This window comes from Acinetobacter sp. YH01021 (assembly GCF_013420255.1).
Classification (GTDB): domain Bacteria; phylum Pseudomonadota; class Gammaproteobacteria; order Pseudomonadales; family Moraxellaceae; genus Acinetobacter.
Window position 1 is genome coordinate 247,534 of sequence record NZ_VOYO01000001.1, and the last position, 20,569, is coordinate 268,102.

Annotated in this window: 16 protein-coding genes and 1 tRNA gene; 12 read left to right on the forward strand and 5 right to left on the reverse strand. The window is 42.7% G+C overall.

The annotated features are described in order from the left end of the window. Positions 1–148: 148 nt before the first annotated feature. The 4 genes from FTT86_RS01170 to rpmE all read left to right on the forward strand — a co-directional run bounded on the left by FTT86_RS01170 (position 149) and on the right by rpmE (position 4,265). Positions 149–2,317: an MFS transporter gene (locus tag FTT86_RS01170; RefSeq protein WP_071851927.1), complete on the forward strand. Its 2,169-nt coding sequence runs from the start codon at positions 149–151 to the stop codon at positions 2,315–2,317. 1 nt (position 2,318) lies between these two features. Continuing rightward, positions 2,319–2,720: a lactoylglutathione lyase gene (gene gloA / locus FTT86_RS01175; RefSeq protein WP_004279741.1), complete on the forward strand. Its 402-nt coding sequence runs from the start codon at positions 2,319–2,321 to the stop codon at positions 2,718–2,720. 144 nt (positions 2,721–2,864) lie between these two features. Continuing rightward, positions 2,865–3,845 (forward strand): bile acid:sodium symporter family protein, encoded by a 981-nt coding sequence (locus tag FTT86_RS01180; protein WP_071851929.1) that lies wholly within the window; start codon positions 2,865–2,867, stop codon positions 3,843–3,845. Between the two features lie 195 nt (positions 3,846–4,040). After that, positions 4,041–4,265 (forward strand): 50S ribosomal protein L31, encoded by a 225-nt coding sequence (gene rpmE, locus FTT86_RS01185; RefSeq protein WP_004279743.1) that lies wholly within the window; start codon positions 4,041–4,043, stop codon positions 4,263–4,265. Between the two features lie 101 nt (positions 4,266–4,366). On the opposite strand, the gene FTT86_RS01190 is transcribed toward rpmE, so the two are convergent. Genes FTT86_RS01190 through epmB form a run of 3 tightly spaced genes read right to left on the reverse strand, consistent with a single transcriptional unit; the run spans position 4,367 to position 9,294 of the window. Then, positions 4,367–6,535 (reverse strand): EAL domain-containing protein, encoded by a 2,169-nt coding sequence (locus tag FTT86_RS01190; RefSeq protein ID WP_180180408.1) that lies wholly within the window; start codon positions 6,533–6,535, stop codon positions 4,367–4,369. Then, the gene (locus FTT86_RS01195) at positions 6,517–8,262 is read right to left on the reverse strand and encodes a hypothetical protein (protein WP_005251333.1); all 1,746 of its coding nucleotides are present in this window, start codon (positions 8,260–8,262) and stop codon (positions 6,517–6,519) included. The genes FTT86_RS01190 and FTT86_RS01195 overlap by 19 nt, the downstream gene beginning before the upstream one ends. A 9-nt stretch (positions 8,263–8,271) precedes the next feature. Next, the gene (epmB, locus tag FTT86_RS01200; protein WP_005251335.1) at positions 8,272–9,294 is read right to left on the reverse strand and encodes an EF-P beta-lysylation protein EpmB; all 1,023 of its coding nucleotides are present in this window, start codon (positions 9,292–9,294) and stop codon (positions 8,272–8,274) included. 382 nt (positions 9,295–9,676) lie between these two features. Here epmB and efp point away from each other — a divergent pair, with 382 nt between their 5' ends. The 8 genes from efp (at position 9,677) to FTT86_RS01240 (ending at position 17,775) form a co-directional block, all read left to right on the forward strand. After that, positions 9,677–10,246 (forward strand): elongation factor P, encoded by a 570-nt coding sequence (gene efp, locus FTT86_RS01205; protein ID WP_004279747.1) that lies wholly within the window; start codon positions 9,677–9,679, stop codon positions 10,244–10,246. Between the two features lie 171 nt (positions 10,247–10,417). Beyond that, entirely contained in the window at positions 10,418–12,517 is a 2,100-nt protein-coding gene (locus FTT86_RS01210) for a carbon starvation CstA family protein (RefSeq protein WP_004279748.1), read from the forward strand. Positions 12,518–12,524: 7 nt separating this feature from the next. Next, on the forward strand, positions 12,525–12,830 hold the full coding sequence (locus FTT86_RS01215) for a YbdD/YjiX family protein (RefSeq protein WP_171054308.1): 306 nt from the start codon (positions 12,525–12,527) through the stop codon (positions 12,828–12,830). Between the two features lie 439 nt (positions 12,831–13,269). Next, the gene (locus FTT86_RS01220; RefSeq protein ID WP_004646552.1) at positions 13,270–14,232 is read left to right on the forward strand and encodes a MoxR family ATPase; all 963 of its coding nucleotides are present in this window, start codon (positions 13,270–13,272) and stop codon (positions 14,230–14,232) included. 12 nt (positions 14,233–14,244) lie between these two features. Continuing rightward, the gene (locus FTT86_RS01225; RefSeq protein WP_004646553.1) at positions 14,245–15,150 is read left to right on the forward strand and encodes a DUF58 domain-containing protein; all 906 of its coding nucleotides are present in this window, start codon (positions 14,245–14,247) and stop codon (positions 15,148–15,150) included. A 13-nt stretch (positions 15,151–15,163) separates the two neighbouring features. Then, positions 15,164–17,158 carry a DUF3488 and transglutaminase-like domain-containing protein gene (locus FTT86_RS01230; protein ID WP_071851933.1) on the forward strand — a complete coding sequence of 665 codons (1,995 nt, stop codon included), beginning with the start codon at positions 15,164–15,166 and terminating at the stop codon, positions 17,156–17,158. A 47-nt stretch (positions 17,159–17,205) separates the two neighbouring features. After that, positions 17,206–17,282: transfer RNA gene (locus FTT86_RS01235), tRNA-Val, on the forward strand. Positions 17,283–17,358: 76 nt separating this feature from the next. After that, on the forward strand, positions 17,359–17,775 hold the full coding sequence (locus FTT86_RS01240; protein ID WP_228127478.1) for a hypothetical protein: 417 nt from the start codon (positions 17,359–17,361) through the stop codon (positions 17,773–17,775). 630 nt (positions 17,776–18,405) lie between these two features. Here FTT86_RS01240 and FTT86_RS01245 read toward each other — a convergent pair. Next, a complete protein-coding gene (locus tag FTT86_RS01245; protein WP_004646556.1) occupies positions 18,406–19,350 on the reverse strand; it encodes a sensor domain-containing diguanylate cyclase in 945 nt (314 codons plus the stop codon). Between the two features lie 859 nt (positions 19,351–20,209). Then, positions 20,210–20,500 (reverse strand): hypothetical protein, encoded by a 291-nt coding sequence (locus tag FTT86_RS01250; protein ID WP_004646557.1) that lies wholly within the window; start codon positions 20,498–20,500, stop codon positions 20,210–20,212. Between the last annotated feature and the right edge of the window lie 69 nt (positions 20,501–20,569).

The window sequence follows — 20,569 nt, forward strand, 5'->3', positions numbered from 1 at the left end:
GATTTACTTGAAAAATTCAAGCCAACATGTCGCTTTTGCCAGAAAATAAAAAACCGGAAATGTGATAAATATATAAATCTTGTTGAAAGATACGCTATTACAGGATTGAATAGCAGCAATTGGTTTTTCTGCGGAAAATAATAAAGCAATGACAACACAAACGACGGGTTGGAAATCCGCATTTACAGCATTTTTAGATCGACGTGCATTGATCATGCTGTTCTTGGGATTTTCGGCTGGTGTGCCGATTCTTCTGATTTTTTCCAGTCTGTCTTTATGGTTAGGTGAGGCCGGAATCAGCAAAAGTGCAGTAACTTTCTTTAGCTGGGCCGCATTGGGCTATTCGTTTAAATTCGTCTGGGCACCGCTCATTGATGAACTTCCTGTCCCTTTTCTGACCAAGGCTCTGGGACGTCGTCGTGCCTGGTTGCTGATTGCGCAGATTCTGATTGTCTGTGCCATTTCCATTATGGCCTTTTCTGATCCGGCTTTGGGTGCAACACATTTACAGCAAATGGCGCTCGGTGCAGTCCTGCTTGGTTTCTCCGCAGCAACGCAGGATATTGTGATTGATGCCTACCGGATTGAGCTGGCGGAAACCCAGATGCAGACCGTATTGGCTTCCACCTATAATGCAGGTTACCGGATCGGGATGATTGTGGCCGGTGCTGGTGCCTTGTTTCTGGCGGCCTATTTGGGAACTGCGAAAGGCAACTATATCTATGATGCCTGGAAATGGACCTATCTGGCGATGGCTGCTGTCATGCTGGTCGGTATTATCACCACACTGTCCATTCGGGAGCCGCAGGTTGACCGTGTGCGAAAACACTATGTGCGCAGTGATTATTTCCGTTTAGTCGCCGTATTTTTTGTGGCGGTGATCAGTTTTGTCCTGAGCTATATCTATTCGGGCAATCTGGTGGCCAGCATCACCGAACAATTCGCCATTCAAGATACCTTTGCCTTGTTCTGTTTTGAAGCTTTGCGCTTTGTTGGCTCGGGTGCAGTGGCCTTTGCGATTGGTGCAAGCTTGGTAAAAATGGGTGCGGTTAACAAGCAAATGGCCTATGAAACCTGGGTCAATCCGGTTGCAGATTTCTTTAAACGTTATGGCTTGAAACTGGCATTGGTGTTGTTATTGCTGATCGGTTTTTATCGGGTTTCCGATATTATTGCCGGCGTCATTTCCAATGTGTTCTATCAGGACCTGAATTTCAGTAAAGAACAGATTGCCGAGGCCGTTAAAGTCTATGGGGTGATTTTCTCTTTAGTCGGTGGTTTCCTTGGCGGGCTCTTGGCCCAGAAGATGAACATCATGAAACTGATGTTTGTCGGTGCCGTACTGGCCTGTTCTACCAACCTGATTTTTATCGGCCTGGTCAAGTCTGGTGAAAAACTGGCAGCTGTGGAAGTTAAAGCCGGTAATCAGGTTTATCAGGCAGAGACCGATGAAGTTGGTTACTGGAAGCTGGATATACCGAGTGCTGTGCTGGCGCAGAGCAAACAGCTACAAGTATCGGCTGCTTATCTGGATGGAGATGTTACTGATCAGGCCTCGGTACAGGTCAATATGCCGTATTTGACCACAGAACAGGGCAGCACCCAGTTACAGATCTTGCCGATCACCAGTGACAATAGCCTCACTGTAGCTGAACAGGACAAGACCATTGTAGTGCGCGGCCAGTATGTCGGTGAAGCACTGCAAGAAAATCAAAAGATTGTTTTGCAAATCAATGATCAGAATATTGAGGCAAAACTGGAAAGTGAAGGCGTATTTACTGCCGCGATTCCTGCACAGCAACTGATTCAGTCACCTGCACATATTATCAGTGCAGTCTTGATGCAAGATGATCAGGCACTTCAGCAAACCACGCATGTTTATCAGGTCAATGATCAGTTGGCTAGTACCCAGAATCTGGATGTCGATATTCAGCCCTTGGCAGTGGTGGATGGCAACAGTTCAGATACAGTCGAAGTCAGTGGTAAGGTAATTAAACCTTATAGCGACAAGTGGCTTTATTTTGCTATTATTGTCGACAATCTGGCTGCTGGGCTGGCTGGTGCTGCGTTTATTGCATTCTTGTCGAGCTTGACCAGTGTGTCTTTTACCGCTGTTCAATATGCGATTTTTAGCTCACTCATGACTTTGACCCCTAAGATTTTAGGCGGATATTCGGGTACTATAGTCACCAATATCGGTTATCCGAATTTCTTCCTGATGACTACTCTAATCGGGATTCCGATCCTGATTCTGGTGGTTTGGGTCGCAAAACTGCTCGGTGAACACCAACAACAATCTGTACAGAAGGATGATTAATATGCGCATGCTGCATACCATGTTACGTGTAGGCAATTTAGAACAATCTCTCAAGTTCTATACTGAAGTACTTGGCATGACTTTGCTTCGTAAGCGTGATTACGAAGAGGGCCGTTTTACCTTGGCTTTTGTCGGTTATGGCGATGAAGAAAATCACACCGTACTGGAATTGACGCATAACTGGGATACAGACAGCTATGAACTGGGCAATGCTTATGGTCATATCGCGATTGCAGTTGATGATGCTTACAAGGCTTGCGAAGAGATTAAAGCGCGTGGCGGTAATGTGGTGCGTGAAGCCGGTCCGATGAAAGGTGGCGTGACTGTAATTGCATTTGTAGAAGATCCAGATGGCTACAAGATCGAGCTGATCCAGCAAGACAACAATGCACGTAATAACTAAGTGTGATGTAGCGAGATATATGAAATGCATTCATGTATAGATGAAAATATTACATCAATCTGAGTGCATAGCATGGGCCCGGCATCTGTTAAGATAGCCGGGCATTTTTATATCAAACAATAAAATCTGAGGGATTATAGGGATATGCTTAAGTTCTTGGCATTGGATCGGTTTACGATACTGTTGTTTGTGATGGTTTTGCTGGCCAGTGTGCTGCCAGTTTCGGGGCAAGCGGCTGAAATCTTTGGCTGGGTGACGACAGGAGCGATTGCCATCCTGTTTTTCCTGCACGGTGCCAAACTGTCTCGTGAAGCCGTGTTGCAGGGCATTATGCACTGGAAATTGCATACTTTAGTTTTTGCGCTAACTTTTGCCCTGTTTCCAATTCTTGGACTTTTGGCCAAGCCGATTTTATTACCGATGCTCGGACAGGAACTGTATTGGGGCTTCCTGTTTATGTGTTTCTTGCCATCCACCGTGCAGTCCTCGATCGCATTTACTTCGGTGGCTCATGGCAATGTCGCCGGGGCGGTATGTAGCGCCTCTTTTTCCAATTTGATCGGTATGTTTATTACCCCATTATTGGTGGCATTTTTTATTCTCGGTCAATCTGATCATGGTTTTGATCCGACTTCATCGATTATCCAGATTACACTGCTGCTCTTGGTGCCGTTTATTTTAGGACAGATTCTGCGTCCATGGATCTATCCCCAAATGATGAAAATGCCAAAAATCGTCAAGGTTTTCGATCAAGGCTCGATTTTACTGGTGGTGTATGGCGCTTTTAGTAGCGCCGTAGTGGCTGGTCTGTGGAATGAAGTGAGCCTGAGTACCTTGTTGCTGCTATTGCTGGCTTGCTCGGTGTTACTCACCATTGTGATGTTATTATCACTTTATATTCCACGCTGGCTGGGCTTCAGCCGCGCTGACCAGAAAACGGCATTCTTTTGTGGTTCTAAAAAAACCCTGGCCAGTGGAGTACCGATGGCGCAAATTTTATTTATTGGCCAGCCGCTGGGCATGATTGTCCTGCCGATCATGATTTTCCATCAGATTCAGTTGATGGTCTGCGGGATTATTGCCAATCTGTGGGCCAAAGAGGCTGGATCAGAAGCTGAAGAATAATTCGCATATTGAATTCGTTTCACGTATAATGACGCCCACTTGTTGTGCTTAGCTCTGACGGTATCCGTCTCGGTGGGCCAAAAGAATGGTCTGTTGTGGTGTTGATCTGCATGAACGATGTTCCTGCTTCCTCATTTGAGAGTGATCAATAGCGATGACAGCTAAACCTTCTTGAATCTAATGGAGTAATCGACGATGCGCGCCGATATTCACCCAAAATATGAAACTTTAGTTGCTACTTGTTCATGTGGTAACGTAATCGAAACTCGTTCAGCTCTTGGTAAAGAAACTCTTTATCTAGACGTATGTTCAGCTTGCCACCCATTCTACACTGGTAAGCAAAAGAACGTTGACACTGGCGGTCGTATCGACAAGTTCAAACAACGTTTTGCTGGTATGTCACGTTCTGTTAAACGTTAATACCCAAAATGAAAAAACGGGCTTTAAGCCCGTTTTTTTTTGTGCCTGCAATTTAAAAAATTATCATTCGATTTCCTAAATGCGCAGGCTTGTACAAGATCTTAGTGATCTTGTACATCAATCAAATGATCGAGTTTTTTCTGGAAATAATTCCCCTGAATAAAGCGGGCATCCACGTTCCAGGCATTCGCGAAAAGTGTCATATCATTTAATTCACGAATCAGGATATTGAGTGGCTTAATTTCGTTGTAACTGGTGATTTTTTCCTGTAACTGCTCAATCTCGGTGTCTTTATTAAGCATATTGGTTAAGCTCGAATGTAAGCTAACACCATCCAGTTCAAGTTCGCGCAGTAAATTTTGACTGTACATGGATTGACCAAAATCACGAAGTGCAATCAGCGCACCATGTTCATACAGCACTCGTAGATATTTTTGTGCATCTTGCTGATTCAGTAAAATATCTTCTTCTGAGAATTGCAAGATTAGCGGGTGCTTCACTTTGCTGCGAATAATCGTAATCAGCTTGGAAATAAATTCCGGGAAGGTGCGGTCTTTAAATAGCACGGCACGGTTCAAATTGACAATTAAGCTTGCATCAGGATACTGGGTAATAAAGTTGTGTAGCTGTTTACTGGCCTCAACCAGAATCCAGCGATCCAGTTTAATGGACAGTTCATCATCTTCATGAAGTTCTAAAAGGCTAGAAATATCCTGCCATTTATTCTCAAAAATAAAGCCACTGGTCACTTCATAGGTATATAACCGAGTATCTTCTTTATCATAGAGTTGCTGATACTTTAAATGAATCTCGCCACGTTCCAGACATTCACTTAAGGCTTTCAAAATAGAAGGTGTGGTGCTAGGAATAGACGTGACTGCTGGACTGACGGCTGCAACTGTTGTTGAGCTGGCAACTGGTGTTTCAGCAACACTGAAATCTATACTTGGCATTTCTACAGAGGCTTGACTGCTTAGTGATACAGGAATATCGAGTTTAAACTCAGATGCTACTTCTGCTTTAGGTAATGGGTTGGAGAATGCTTGTGCAATCAGCTTATTGCAGTGCATTTCATCCTGCAAACCCTGTTCAAGCATGACATAGCCCAAGCGCAAATTTAGAGGGAATGACTTTTGTCCCACTGTAATGAGTTGCGGTTTGCTTAAGGCATTTAAACTGATCAGTTTGGATTCAAGAATTGCTTTAGAGTCTGCCTGGAACAGACCGACAACAACATCATATTCCAGTTTAAACAGGGGAATATGGGTCTGTTCCTTGAGGAATTCTTTGACTGCATCAAAGTACCCATTAAAAGTGGCCCAGTCAGACTGTAGAACTTCCGGGTCATATGCGCTAAAAGAGAAAGTGACCAAGGCATTCACCGGTGCAGACTGCTTGCTGAGTTCACGTTTAAGTGACTGAAAAACGCTTGGCTTTCCAGGAGTCTTCTCGGAAGAAACCGTTTGAGATTGGGTATCAATGCTAATTTGTACTGCATCTTCTTCAGCAGTTGAAGGCAAGAATTCCAGTTTTAATGGGTTAGATGCGGACACATGCGGATTCAAAGACTGGATCTCGACCCGACCTAAATCAAACTGACCCTGAGAAATCTTTTTGAAACGCGTTTTAAAATCATTCAAATCTGAAGGCTGGAGCAGATCTAGCAAAGGTAGACCAATAATCTCATCTTCATTTTGTAAGCCAAACAGTTTCAGGTAGTCCGCATTGGCCTGAATATGAATCCCTTCCTGAATGGTGGCGACAGCACGGTTGCTGTCATCTACCAAAGATTGTGCCTGAATTTGAGCTGTTTCCAGCTCAGTCATTAAATGTTGCTGAGATTGTGACAAACGGCTAAATGACAATGCTCGGACCAGTCCCACATAAAAGCGTTCCAAGTAGTCGAAGTTGAGAATGTCATATACCCCTTTACGGATATATTGCGCATACTGTTCAGCCTGATAATCATCCGGTTTAAGCAAAATCATCGGAAGGTCAGGTTGCTGCGAAAGACGCACGATCCCTAAGGCCTGTTCGTATTTCAGATCGTAGGCACGCCCAAAAATAAGCAGATCCCATTTGAAATTCAGCTGTTTTTCAAAAGACTGCAGATCATCCAGCAGCACAGCATCGACCTGATAATCATGACTGGTCAGAAGATCACGGATTTGGTTATATCTAATTTGATTATCATCAATAATCAGTAAACGTGTTTCAGTACGTTTTAACTTTTTAGACAATAATGGATTTCTCACTTCAATGCTTCCCATAAATCATGATTTCTGCTTTCATTCATGTGCTGATCGATAAAGTTTTCGATCATCTCTTCTTCCTGATCATTGAGTAATTCATAATCAAAACGGATGAAACTCTGCGTAATCAGTTGTGCTTTGGTCAGATAGATTTTGATTTCTTCCTGACCAAGACGTAAATGAATGGTTTGTTTTTCCCTAAACATCTGTGAACCAGAGACAATCAGGCTGGTCGAGACCTGATCCAGTTGCGTCATTTTCACCAACAGGGCAGGCTGATAGTTGACATGATGACGTTCGGTACGGGTATAAGCTGCACAAGGAAAGAGCTCTTGTGCCAAAATTTCCAGCCCGATTTCTAGGCTCTTATCCGTTGACTGCTTGATCCAGCGAATCACACCGCCACGCCACTGACTCTGGGTTTTTTCCTGAACCAGAATGAATTCACCGGTTTTCAGGTTAGCCGGGGTAATACCAGTCCATTTAATCCGGTAACCATTGACACTGATATCCAGAACTTCAGCGCTATGGATCTGTTTGGTTTCTCGATCGAGCGCCTTGATGCTGCTAAAACTACTTGGAATGGCGTTTTCCATCGAGCTGACAAAACTGCTTTCGCTCTGGAAATTATAATTGGCATCGAGTTCCAGGGTTTCATTGAAGTTTTTACCTTTAGACAGGTAAAAATGCGCCACGCTCAAGCCAAAGCAGATATTGATCTGTGCTGAATATTCATAACGTTCATGACGACGCTCGACATTGTTCGAGAGCAGATTGTAGATATGAAAATGCAGTGCAGGGGTCAGGAACAGTTTTTCATTCCGCGACAGATACTGGGCATTTTTGCTTTGAGTACCTGTTAAATGATCCATCAGGTTCTGAGTGGAAATATAGAAGCTCGGCTGAAACTGTGGCTCTTGATGGGAATTAAAGATTGGCGGATGATCTTTGCTGGCATCGACCACATAACGGGACAGCGTGGTTTCCTTCGGCAGGATCTGTACCAGTTTGGCCCAGTCAAAACTGCATAGATACAGGCCCTGAATTTCTGCAGGCCGGATCTGATGAGTATTGAAGATATCCAGTAAAATCAGCTGTGCATAGGCATGTGCAATGTTCTGGATATCATGCTGGGTGCCTAATACCTGATTGATATTGCTTTGATAGAAATTGTTGTCTATTGCACATTCAAGCAGTTGATGGGCAGCCAGCCATTGTCCCAGACCCGGCGTGCTATACAGCATATGTTGTTGATATAACAGAAGTGTGAGTTGTTGCAGGGCATAATAAATCGATACCATCCGGGCAGTTTGAATGCTCTTCTTTTTGCCTAGAGAAAATAGCGAAAACTTCTGATGCGTCAGCTGATGATTACAGCGTTTGACGATATCGATATAAATTTTGGCAAAATGACTGCGCAGCAGCATGGCCAGTTCAATGATCTGGTCATTCCGGTCGGAAGTGATCAGGCCCTGATTGACGAAATGCTTTTCCAGACTGGTCAGGACATTTTCAAGGGTGGGATGCAAGACTTGAATCAGGTCAAAGCGCAGGGTTTCTGGACATTTCAGCTCGGAAACTTCCAATAAGGCATTAAACAGGGATTTGGAGGAATTCCCCAGCTGTAGAATCGAAATCCCCGCAACCCATTCCTGCAAAGCCTTGGCAGTGGTTGGACAAAAGCTCAACTGCTCTCGTTTAAGTTCCGTCGGTGTCTGAAAAATGTCTGAAGTATGCGTGCTCATCTTTATTATTTAACTCAAAAATGTTGAAACCCCAAAAAGCGGTGTCTTATTCTTCTCGCCCGCTATTTCTCGAACCAGTTTAGGAACCAAATACCCCGGAAGGTTCGCTAAAACTTCTGTATAAATCTCATTAATATGGTCAGGCGCTAAATCAAAATGATGCGCACCTTTTACTTTATCAAGTACATGTAAATAATAAGGCATGACCCCGGCATCAAACAAGCGATAGCTTAAATCCACTAAAACCTGAGCAGAATCATTTACCCCGTTTAATAAAACCGCCTGATTCAGAACAGTGATCTGCTGTTGAACCAGTTGGTTTAAACGCTTGCAAGTGAAGTCATCCAGCTCCGATGCATGGTTTGAGTGTACCACCAGAATAATACGTAGCCTACTGTTTTTTAACATGCTAAGTAGCTCTTCGTCGACTCGGTTGGGGATCACAATAGGAACTCGTGAATGTATTCTTAAGAATTTGAGATGTGGTACTGATTCTAGTCGTTCAATCCAGGTTTTTAATTTCCGGTTCGATAAGGTCAGTGGATCACCGCCGCTCAGAATCACTTCATTAATATCGGGTTGGCTTTCCAGATATTGCTTGATATTTATCCAGTCTTCATTTTTAGGCAGATTTTCCTGATAGGGGAAATGCCGGCGGAAACAATAACGGCAATGTACAGCACAGGCACCAGTCAGTGTCAGCAAGAAACGGGATTTATATTTGTGCAGTACGCCGGGTTGCTGATTGGCCTGTTCTTCGCCCAAGGGGTCGGTAACAAATCCTGGATGTTCTTCCAGTTCCAGATGATGGGGCAGCACTTGTAAAAGCAATGGGTCTAAAGGGTTTCCGGTCTGCATTTTGCCCACAAAAGCACGTGGTACCCGCAGTTTAAACTGTTCAGAAGCTAAAATGGCGCCTGAGAGAAGCTGTTCAGGTGCGAGTTGCAGCACTTCAAGCAGTTCGCGTGGATCAGTGATCAGGTCGCTGAGCTGTGATTGCCAGTTTTGTTCTTGATATAAATAGTTCGTCATGCCGGAAGATTAACAATAATAAGTGAGAGGACAAAGCCTGATGGGCACAGTTTAACAGTTTGTGCGGAAGCGCAATAATCCACTGCGCTATAAAATAAAGAGTGATTAAGCTATGCTGATCTTCGTGCTCGCCTGATGGTATTTTAACGTTGAGCAAGACATGAATAAACAAAGGATTTTCATGTCTGATTGTAACTTAAACAGCCTGAGTGGGTGAAAGCGGATTTTTTCATTGCGGCAAAGTGTATTGCTCATTTAGAATACGCAACATCAAATGAATGTGCATGTGGCAACTCAATGTTCGTGTCAGACTTGCTAAATGACATCGCAACAGCCCATAGCATCAATAGATTAAAGTTAGTAAGTTTGGAGTGCGCCAGTCATGGCCTATTATTCTACGAATGATTTCAAGTCAGGCCTTAAGGTTATGCTTGATGGCAACCCATGTTCAATCATGGAAAACGAATACGTAAAACCAGGTAAAGGCCAAGCTTTTAACCGCGTAAAATTACGTAACCTTAAATCAGGTAAAGTTCTGGAAAAAACTTTCAAATCAGGCGAGAACCTAGAAGCGGCTGATATCGTTGAAGTAGAAATGGAATACTTGTACAACGATGGCGAAATGTGGAACTTCATGGATCCTGTTACCTTTGAACAGATCGCAGCTGATAAAACAGCAATGAGCGATGCTGCAAAATGGTTAAAAGACGATTCAAATGAAAAATGTACCATCATGTTGTTCAATGGCGTGCCTTTAAACGTGACTCCACCGAACTTCGTCGTACTTAAAATCGTTGAAACTGATCCAGGTGTTCGTGGTGATACTTCTGGCGGTGGCGGTAAGCCAGCGAAACTTGAAACAGGTGCTGTGGTACGTGTTCCATTATTCGTACAGCAAGAAGAAAGCGTTCGTGTAGATACCCGTACTGGTGACTATTTAGAACGTGCATAATGGTTTGAAAATAGACTATTATCGAGAGGGATGATTTAAATCATCCCTTTTTTTATGCCAAAGTCTTAGAGGAAAAGCAAAAGAACAGGCGTAAAGTCGCAAGGGAAAACAGCAGTACCTCGAACAACAACAATCACGCTGATTTGTATGCATCACAATATGAGGGATTGAATGGAAACTTTACAAAAGAAGTCGACGCTGACTTCGAAAATGATTTGGCTTCTGGTAGCCATTGTGGGTGCAGTCTCTTTTGGAGTTCTAGCACTGAGTCGGGGTGAGCATGTCAATGCAGTCTGGCTGGTACTTGCCGCCGCCTGTGTTTATAGCATTGCTTACCGTTTCTACAGTTTGTTTATCGCCACCAAAGTATTTGAGCTGAATGAACGCCGTTTAACGCCTGCGCATCGTCTGGCCGATGGTCTGGACTATGTGCCGACCAACAAAAGCGTTCTGTTTGGCCATCACTTTGCAGCGATTGCCGGTGCAGGTCCTTTAGTCGGTCCGATCTTGGCAGCACAAATGGGCTATTTACCCGGTACGATCTGGCTGTTAGTCGGTGTGGTGCTTGCCGGTGCAGTCCAGGATTTTCTGGTACTGTTTATTTCCACCCGTCGTGACGGTCGATCACTCGGTGAGATGGCCAAGCAGGAACTCGGAACCTTTGCCGGTATTATCGTGATGCTCGGTGCCTTGGGCGTGATGATCATCATTCTGGCAGTATTGGCGCTAGTCGTTGTTAAAGCACTGACTAACAGTCCATGGGGTGTATTCAGTATTGCAGCCACCATTCCGATTGCGATCTTTATGGGCATCTACATGCGTTTTATCCGCCCGGGTAAAATTGCTGAAGTCTCGATTATTGGTTTTGTCTTGATGATGCTGGGCATTATCTACGGTGAAAACATCGCACAACATCCATATTGGGGTCCGTTCTTTACGCTTTCTGGCACTGAACTCACTTGGGCACTGATCATTTATGGTTTCATTGCATCGGTACTGCCAGTCTGGCTATTGCTTGCTCCACGTGATTATCTGTCGACCTTCCTGAAAATTGGCGTGATTGCAGGTTTGGCCGTGGGTATCCTGTTTGCCATGCCTGAAATGAAACTGCCAGCGATTACCAAATTCATTGATGGGACTGGTCCTGTATTCGCAGGTTCTATGTTCCCATTCCTGTTCATTACTATTGCGTGTGGTGCGATTTCCGGTTTCCATGCCTTGGTTTCTTCAGGGACGACACCGAAACTGGTCAACAACGAACGCGATATCCGTATGATCGGTTATGGCGGTATGTTGATGGAATCTTTTGTAGCGATCATGGCTTTGATCTGTGCTGCAATTCTGGATCCAGGAATTTATTTTGCGATTAACTCACCAGCAGCCTTGCTCGGTACTACCGCAGAAAGCGCAGCAGAAGCAGTGCGAACCCTTGGTTTTGTGGTAACCCCTGAAGCCTTGAATTTACTGGCACAGGAAGTGGGTGAGAACTCGATTCTGTCGCGTACTGGTGGTGCGCCAACTTTTGCAATTGGTATGGCGCATATCATCACCGAAATTTTCAACAGTCGTGAAATGATGGCGTTCTGGTATCACTTTGCGATTTTGTTTGAAGCACTATTCATCCTGACTGCTGTAGATGCGGGTACGCGTGCCTGTCGTTTCATGGTGCAGGATACTGTCGGTATTGTGATTCCAGCAGTAAAACAATCACATAATTTCTTCGGAAACCTGTTGGGTACTGCGGTTGCAGTGGCAGGCTGGGGCTTCTTCGTCTATCAGGGCGTAGTCGATCCACTCGGCGGGATTAACAGTTTATGGCCGCTGTTTGGTATTGGTAACCAGATTTTGGCTGCGATGGCGCTCATTCTTGGTACTGTCATTCTGTTCAAGATGAAAAAACAGAAATATGTGTGGGTGACAATTATCCCGACAGTGTTCCTGTTCATCACTTCCATGACAGCAGGCTGGCAAAAGATTTTCCACGAAAATCCAAAGATTGGTTTCTTGGCGCAGGCAGATCGTTTCAACACGGCGATTGCCAATAATGAAATCCTAGCGCCAGCGAAAACTGTGGCAGAAATGCAGACGGTAGCGATGTCGAACCAGATTAATGCTGCACTCTGTGCTTTTTTTATGATTGTAGCCTTTGTCATGTTGTTTGCTGCAATTCGCGTTATCCGTCGTGCATTGGCAAATCCTGAGCCATCTGTACATGAAGCAGAAGCGATTTATCGCGATCCTGAAGAGATTCAGCCAGCGAAAGGTCATTAAGGGGAATATTATGAATCTGAAGTTTGCCAAAAGCGGGAAAACGATGATTTATAAAATCATCAAGATGACCGTAATGTCACAAAAGGATTTAATACTGAATCCGAAAAACTGGTCGCGGATTGCGACCTTGTGGCAACGTTTGCAGCAAAGTTTCCGTCTGATGGTCGGTGTACCTGATTACCAGACCTATGTGGAGCATATGCGCAAGCATCATCCCGATCTGGAAGCCATGGACCCGAAAACATTTTATCGTCACTGTGTGGATTCCCGTTATCCATCTGCGGGCGGTGATATGAAGAAGTGTCCGTGTTAATCATTAATTCATAGCAAGCGCCTTTCGGGGCGCTTTTTTTTATCGTTAAAAATTAATATGAGGAATAGACGATCGCGTTAAATCTGAGGTCATTGATTGAGCTAGCGTAGAAAAGTTTTATTATAAAAATCCATGAAATCGCTTAAGTCTCTATACCTTTTAAGTATGATTCTTTTCAAATAGATGGATGAGCTCAGATTGGTATTTTGAGATTTGAGCGAAAAGAAAAATGATCTCTATTTGTGTCGATCATTTTATTTGTTTTCTGCGCTTCTTACTTCTTTTCAACCTGATCATTTTGACTCTTCTATTATTTAAATCCTCGCCATTTTCTAATCAGTATTTTTATTCAGTTACACAGACAGATGATTGATCTTTTGGGAAAATTTAAATTTCAGTGTATGTTAATCTTAGGCCATGTTTTATTAAGGAAATTATTGTGATCTGGGGCATGAAACAAAAGGAAAATAACGACATTGCACACATCAATACTGTGCTTGAACAAAAAATTGCAAGTTATGCACCCAAGATCCAGCGTTTTTTTGAAGAAGTTAATGCCATTGTGTTGGATAAGCAGGCCCAGACCACACTGGCACTCTGTTGTTTGATTGCAGGCGGACATGTCTTATTTGAAGATTTACCCGGATTGGGTAAAACTACATTAGCCAGCAGTCTGGCACATCTGGCTGGGTTAAAGTTCCAGCGGATCCAATTTACCAATGACATGCTGGCCAGTGATGTCATCGGTATTAACATGTTTAACCAGAAAGAACATCAGTTCGAGTTTAAACAAGGCCCGATTTTTACTCAGATTTTACTGGCAGATGAAATCAACCGTTGTAGTCCCAAAACCCAAAGTGCCTTACTCGAAGCCATGGAAGAAGGCTATGCCACCATTGATGGCGTACGCTATGCCTTACCGAAACCTTTCTGGGTGATTGCGACACAAAACCCGCTATTCCAAAGTGGTACTTACGCTTTGCCGGAATCCCAGCTAGACCGTTTCCTGATGCGTTTATCTTTGGGGTATCCATCACGCCATGCAGAAAAACTGTTATTACAGCAGGAATCCCGTTTTGCCCTGATTGCAAGTCTGGCGCATATTTTTACCGAAGATGAAATTCTGGATCTGCAAAGTCTGACGCATCAGATATTTATCAGTGAAGCGATTCAGGAATATTTGCTTGATCTCGCAGAAGAAACCCGTAAAAGCCGTCATGGACTTTCTACGCGTGGCCTTCTGGCCTTGAAGCGCGCAGCACAAGCGTATGCTTTGATTCAGCAACGTGCTTTTGTCACACCAGATGATGTGCAGGCTGTATTTGTCGCGGTGACTTCGCATCGTCTGGGTTTAAGTGAAGCTGAAACGTTTAATGTGATGCAACAGGTTGCGGTCAGCTAAAGGAGTCCTCTCTTGGATAAAACCTGGCAAAAATGGCTGGCCAAGCGCTTTCAATTCTCACAGCAGAAACAGCTCTCGCAGAAAGATGTCTTGGTATTTATTTATCAGCAGGGCTATCTGTATCTGGTGTTGATCTTCATCACCTTTGTGGCCGGGGTGAACTATGCCAATAACCTGATTTTAGGTTTCTGCTTTTTAATCAGTGCGGTGCTGTGTATCAGTTTTTATCTGACTTTTAAGCAATTGCATGACCTGAAAATTGAATTGATCGCAGATGATGTGGGGCAGGTCGGTCATAGCGTGAATCTGCATCTTTATTTTCAACAGCAGCAGCTTCGCCCCCGCTATTTGTATATCAAAGCAGGGAATCAGCTAGCGAAAGTTTATCTGAATGCACAAAAACAGCAATTTATTCTGCCATTTTATGCAGAGCAACGTGGCAAGTTTGATTATCCGGTGATTCAGATTTATTCGGTTTATCCCTTTGGGTTAGTTCGAGCCTGGACCTATCTTTATCATCAGCATTCGGCCTGGGTCGCGCCTAAAGCTGAAGTTTTTAGCACAGAAAATAAATATCACTTTAACCGTTTTGAACCGGATATGGATGAGTTTCGTGAATTGCGCAATTACCAGTCAGGCGATTCCTTGCAGGCGGTGTCCTGGAAGCAGTTTGCGCGTGGACAAGGCTTGTATGTCAAAGTCTTTGAGCAATATCAGGATGAACACAGTATCGAGATTCATTATGCACATATGCCGAGTCAGTCACATGAAGAAAAACTTGAATTTGTGATGGGTCTGGTCGAGCAATGCGAGCAGCAGCAATGTGCGTATAGTCTGCATTTGCCACAGGCCGAATTGCCTCAGGGTGCAGGTGAAGAACAACTGCGGAAAGCCAAACAATTGTTGGCGCAGGCCTAAGGCGGGTAAATTCATGATCAATGCAAAAATCCGTACCTCGATTGTGTTGACTTTGGGCCTGATTCTCATCGCCCAGATGGCATTTATTCCGGTTCTACTCAGTATTATTTTTGTGATTAGTATTGTATGTATCTGGATTTTCCTGAAACGTCAGCAGCCATTTCCCAAAACGGGCACTTTTCTACTGACGGCTTTGGCACTCGGCAGTATTTATTTGAGCCATCATAGTTTTATTGGTGTTGAGGCTGGGGTAGCAGTTTTATCTACTTTTTTATTTGCTAAATCACTGGAAAGTAAAAATAAACGTGACCTGATTATTCTGTTTAATTTTGCCCTGTTTGTTGCTGCCAGCTCATTCCTATATAGCCAATCTTTTGGGATGGCGATTGTGATCGTGCTGTGTTTAATCAGCTGTCTGATTGGTTTGTACCGGATTCAGACTAGCGATTTTGAGCAGGAGCAGATCACTCAGCGCGCAGCATTGCAACAGGATGCCAAACATGTGGGCAAGTTTATCTTGTACGCTGTTCCATTTTTTATCTTGCTGTTTATTTTCTTTCCGCGCTTGCCACCACTTTGGCATATTCCCATTCCTGAAAATAAGGGTGTGACCGGCATTGGCGATAGTATGTCACCTGGGGATATTGCTGAATTATCCCAATCCAGTGCCCTTGCTTTCCGGATTATTGGTGATATCAGCAAGCTTCCGCCACGCTCAGAACTCTATTGGCGAGCGTTGGTGCTAGATGAATATGATGGGCAACGCTGGACCAGCAGTTTCGTCAATCAGCAGCCTTTAATGCGACAACCGATGGATACTTCACCCGTACCTACAGGCTGGAACTACCAATATCTGGCTGCGGATCCTTCGGTGTTCTGGATCATGGGGTTGGAAAAATCGATACCTGTGGAACGCCGTTATTATAACCGTCAGGATTGGAGCATTGTGCCGAGACGGCTCACGCAACGTGTTGAACCGATTTCGTTACAGTGGGTCGGGACAGCATATGATCCTCAGGCTTTGCCAACGCAATATATCGAAAGAACGAATACTCAGGTGCAGCGCCGACTTGACCCGAGAGCGCAACAATTAGCACAACGTCTATATGCGCAAAGTGCGGAAGATCCTCGGCGTTATGTGCAGCAAGTCTTGAATTGGTATCAGCAGAATAACTTTATTTATACCCTGAAGCCGGGCCAACTGGGGCAAAACCGGATTGATGAATTCCTGTTTAATTCCCGGCAAGGTTTTTGTGAACACTATGCCTCGAGTTTCGTGATGTTGATGCGTTATGTCGGGATTCCTGCACGGGTCGTCACCGGCTATCAGGGTGGGGAGTTGGCACCAGATCGCATGAGCTGGGAAGTCCGACAAATGGATGCTCATGCCTGGACAGAAGTCTGGATTGACCAGAGATGGCAACGCTTTGATCCAACCGCGATGATCGCTCCACAGCGTATAGATGATGGCATGCAAAATCTGCTTTCTCAGGATGCATGGGTATCGGCAAATCAGTCGACCTGGAACTCGCAGCATAATCTATGGGTCACCAAACTACGCGTTTGGAGCGATTATGCCAGCTACCAATGGCAAAGTAAGGTGGTGGGTTATAATGCAGAATCACAACAGAGCTGGTTATCAAAATTAGGACTCGGTTCAGTTTATTCGAGTGTCATAATTTTGCTGGGCAATATTGTGCTACTGATTTTGGCCTATGTCTTCAGAATTTATCTGAAAGCCCGACAGGCTCAATCTCCATTAGATCGCGCTATTCAGCAGCTGAATCAATCTTTAGCTGACGATCTCAAAAAACAGTCTGCTGAAACTTTTCATCACTGGATGCAGCGTTTATCTCAACAGGTTCAGATTGAAAACCAGACTGCCTTTATTCAAGCTATACAGGTTTTTGAAAAAAATCTTTATTCGGGAACCCCAATAACTGAACAAGAATTGAAAAAATTCAAGGATTTGCTTAAAACTTGCGCGGACGTTTTAAAAACTAAATGAAAAGGCTTGTTTTCGGTCGGAAAAATTTATAATATGCCAAGCATTCTAGGTGTATAGCTCAGTTGGTTAGAGCGCTACGTTGACATCGTAGAGGTCAGCAGTTCGAGTCTGCTTATACCTACCAAGATTCTAAACGTTATGTTATAAGGGTTTTAAGCGAAAACAGTAGCTTAAAGCCTTTTTTTAATGCCTTGAGTAAAGTGAGCCGTTATCCGCACTATCTGCAAAACCCGTATTTTATGCAGTTATTGCCGTTAAATTTACGTCAAGTTTACGTCAAGAATTTTGGAAATTACGTCATGAAATTACCCAAGCCCAGAAAGCGCGGTTCGGCCTACTACATTGAACTAATGATCAATGGAAAACGTTCTTCAGCAACTCGTGATACCGCAAAAGAATGTGAGCAAGGGGTAGCTCAAAAGATGCTTGAAGCGAAGGTCAATCAGATGGCGGAAGACTTGAGCATAAAACAGTACTATCCCTTCAAAACACTTTTTCATAAATACTATGATAAGCATGGCCGTAAACTTCGCGGATCCAAATACGTCAAAGAACAATTAGCGCCGTTTGATGAAAAGTTTGGTGCACTGGCAGATATGTCTATTCATGACATTTAGCTTAAATATTTCAGCTCAAAGTTCCGCAAATTAATAAATTGATTGAAGTGCTGCACTTGCGTTGTACTCGGCTGGAATAGGCTGATCAGCTACAGGCAGATTCGCAGTGTAGGTTCAGTCAATTTTTTATCACGCACAGCGCTTGCTTCATGCTAGATGACATCTTCTAGGGTTTGCGCATCGTAAGATGTTGCTGATGCTGATATGCCTTAAAGAAGAAGGGTAAGAGCAGATAGATCTGTATAAATGTTTGGGCCTGCAGCATTTCGGCTTGTATGACTTTTTTACGTTGGTCACTACGGCGCTCGCTGGCGAACTTAAGGTTTTTTGGCATGGACTTTTATTATTTTTATAATCAGTCTTCATGATAAAAGTAAATTGTTGATCCTAACCGTTTGATCAAAAACCTGGGAATAAACTGCAGGATTTTTGTTGGAAAAGTCGCAATTTTGATAGGGCTAAGTGCAGAATTAAAACGGATTAAAGCTCTTAATGATATGAAAAATAATAGTTTTTATTTCAAAAAAATCTCTAGGGTTTTCGGTTATATTGAATTATTTCAATAGTACATCTTCAGATTGTAGATAAGGCCTTACCAGATACAAAGACTGCATCGGGTAAGTAGTTTAATTAATGGCTACTCGATTTGACCATAACTTTATTCTGATACATCTTTGCATCTGCTTCTTTGATAGCTTCAGCTAACCCAAAGGTTGGATTACGCATTGCAAAGCCAATTGCAGCACTAATTCCAACTTTTGTAAAAGTATTTTGAATTCTTGATGCAAGCTTCTTCGCATGCTCTAAGTTAGTTTCAATGGTCATCACAGCAAACTCATCACCTCCTAAGCGAGCGATAATATCATTACTACGTACCGTGTTTTTGAGAGCTAAAGCCATTCTTTGAATGAGCTCATCACCTGCAGCATGACCCAGAGTATCATTTGTGATCTTAAGATCATTAAGGTCTATCATAAGAATAGCAGTAGGGTGACCATAACGCTTACAGCGCTCTTCCTCTTTGATAATAAGCTCATCCCAAGCACGACGGTTGAAAAGTCCAGTCATTGGGTCGGACATTGCTTCTATTTCAAAACGCTCAGCTTTACGTATGTACTCAGCAGCTTTCATATCAGCTTGAATCGTATAACTGAGTACCTTTGCTATCAACTCGAATAATGGAGCATCTTCAACAAGAATTTTAGGTTGAGGTTCGGGATCAATTGCACATAGAGTGCCAAAAAGAGAGCCATCTTCTTTATACAGAGGTTGGCCGATATAGGCTTTAATTGAGACTAGGTGATTTATAGGTGCATCTGCGTAAACTTGAATATCAGGTGAATAGGGAGCAATACGAGGCATATTACTTTGTACCATGTGTGAGCAGAATGAGTCTGCCCAATGAAATACTTGTCCGGGCTTAACGTTATAGCCATTATCTTCACTCAATAATACAATCCAGTCGTCACCCTCAGTACGAGTAATCATCCACAATTTGAAGCCAAAGCGTTGAGATAAGAATTTTAAAATGGCTTGGCCAGCTTCTTCAAAGTTATTAAAGTTAATATTATTCATGAAGTGAACCTACTGCAACAGTAAGAATATATATGCGAAATACCCAATATATGAGTAATTCTTATAAACGGGAGCCTAAAATAGGTATTATATAGAAATGTGTGAAATTTATACTAAAAATAATACTTAAAGAAATTTATTTTTATAATGAAATTTAAAATTAGCCTGCGGTTAGAAATACCAAGATGTAATTTTCTTATTACTTATGAAAAAATGCAATCACTGCCATTATAGCTGCGATATTCATAAGTATTAGAAATATATAAAAAGTCATAATGAATCGAAGCTACCAAAAAATTTTCAAAATTATAGTTCTAAAGAAGCATTTTAAATGTATCTTAATTATTAACAACGAAAGGAAATTGTAAAGTCGAAAGGAAAAGTGTCTAACCCTTTATATTATAATAATATTTATATTAATTTAGTGATTTATCCAAATCATTCAACAGTTTATCTTCATTGTACGCATTGGGGGGGACAATCTTATAAGAGCTGGTATATAGTTTCCTTTAAATTTTTTGGGATAAGCTTCACATATAAGAAAAAATATAAAGTTTATTGTTATTTAACTTTGAATTATATAGAGAATCTTATAAAAGAGAACTCGTACATATCGGATTGTTTAATATGAACTTAGAAAAATAAGTGATTAAAATCATGTCATCGTTTCTAATAATTATAGGATTTATATGATGTTTTGCAGGGATAATTTTTAGACCACATATTTCCCATAAAAAGGTCAAGAATTATATGGCTGCAAAAGCTGCTGGCTTCTTATGTATGTTACCAGGAGTATTTCTATTTTGTCTTAGATCTTATTTAACATAAATCCCCCCGCTAGGGGGACTCGATTCTAGTCTTAAAAAACTTCGTAATTACATACTTCTATTCTTGAAATAAAATCGAGAGGCATTGTCAGTCTCTCAGCTGTAATAGTTTCAAAATGAACCCAGATAGCAGCATCTCTATTCTCAAAACTAATACTTACAAGTTTAACTAAGTCGTAAGGTTCAACATTATGGGTCAAGATAATATTATAGAGGTGATCTGAGCGTACGTACGAAATAAGGATTTGATGGATAGTTAATTGCTCTTTACTGCTTAACTCACTGTAATTACTTAGTTCTGGTAAATCATTTTGAATATTCACTTCAATCCTTAACAATCTTAAATTTTCTGTAGAAAACGGCGATTTTATCAATTTAGACAACGCTGAATA

Excerpts from the sequence above, each read along its gene's own strand:
- FTT86_RS01170 (WP_071851927.1), top strand. The coding sequence starts at position 149 with ATGACAACACAAACGACGGGTTGGAAATCCGCATTTACAGCATTTTTA.
- gloA (WP_004279741.1), top strand. The coding sequence starts at position 2,319 with ATGCGCATGCTGCATACCATGTTACGTGTAGGCAATTTAGAACAATCT.
- FTT86_RS01180 (WP_071851929.1), top strand. The coding sequence starts at position 2,865 with ATGCTTAAGTTCTTGGCATTGGATCGGTTTACGATACTGTTGTTTGTG.
- rpmE (WP_004279743.1), top strand. The coding sequence starts at position 4,041 with ATGCGCGCCGATATTCACCCAAAATATGAAACTTTAGTTGCTACTTGT.
- FTT86_RS01190 (WP_180180408.1), bottom strand. The coding sequence starts at position 6,535 with ATGGGAAGCATTGAAGTGAGAAATCCATTATTGTCTAAAAAGTTAAAA.
- FTT86_RS01195 (WP_005251333.1), bottom strand. The coding sequence starts at position 8,262 with ATGAGCACGCATACTTCAGACATTTTTCAGACACCGACGGAACTTAAA.
- epmB (WP_005251335.1), bottom strand. The coding sequence starts at position 9,294 with ATGACGAACTATTTATATCAAGAACAAAACTGGCAATCACAGCTCAGC.
- efp (WP_004279747.1), top strand. The coding sequence starts at position 9,677 with ATGGCCTATTATTCTACGAATGATTTCAAGTCAGGCCTTAAGGTTATG.
- FTT86_RS01210 (WP_004279748.1), top strand. The coding sequence starts at position 10,418 with ATGGAAACTTTACAAAAGAAGTCGACGCTGACTTCGAAAATGATTTGG.
- FTT86_RS01230 (WP_071851933.1), top strand. The coding sequence starts at position 15,164 with ATGATCAATGCAAAAATCCGTACCTCGATTGTGTTGACTTTGGGCCTG.
- FTT86_RS01245 (WP_004646556.1), bottom strand. The coding sequence starts at position 19,350 with ATGAATAATATTAACTTTAATAACTTTGAAGAAGCTGGCCAAGCCATT.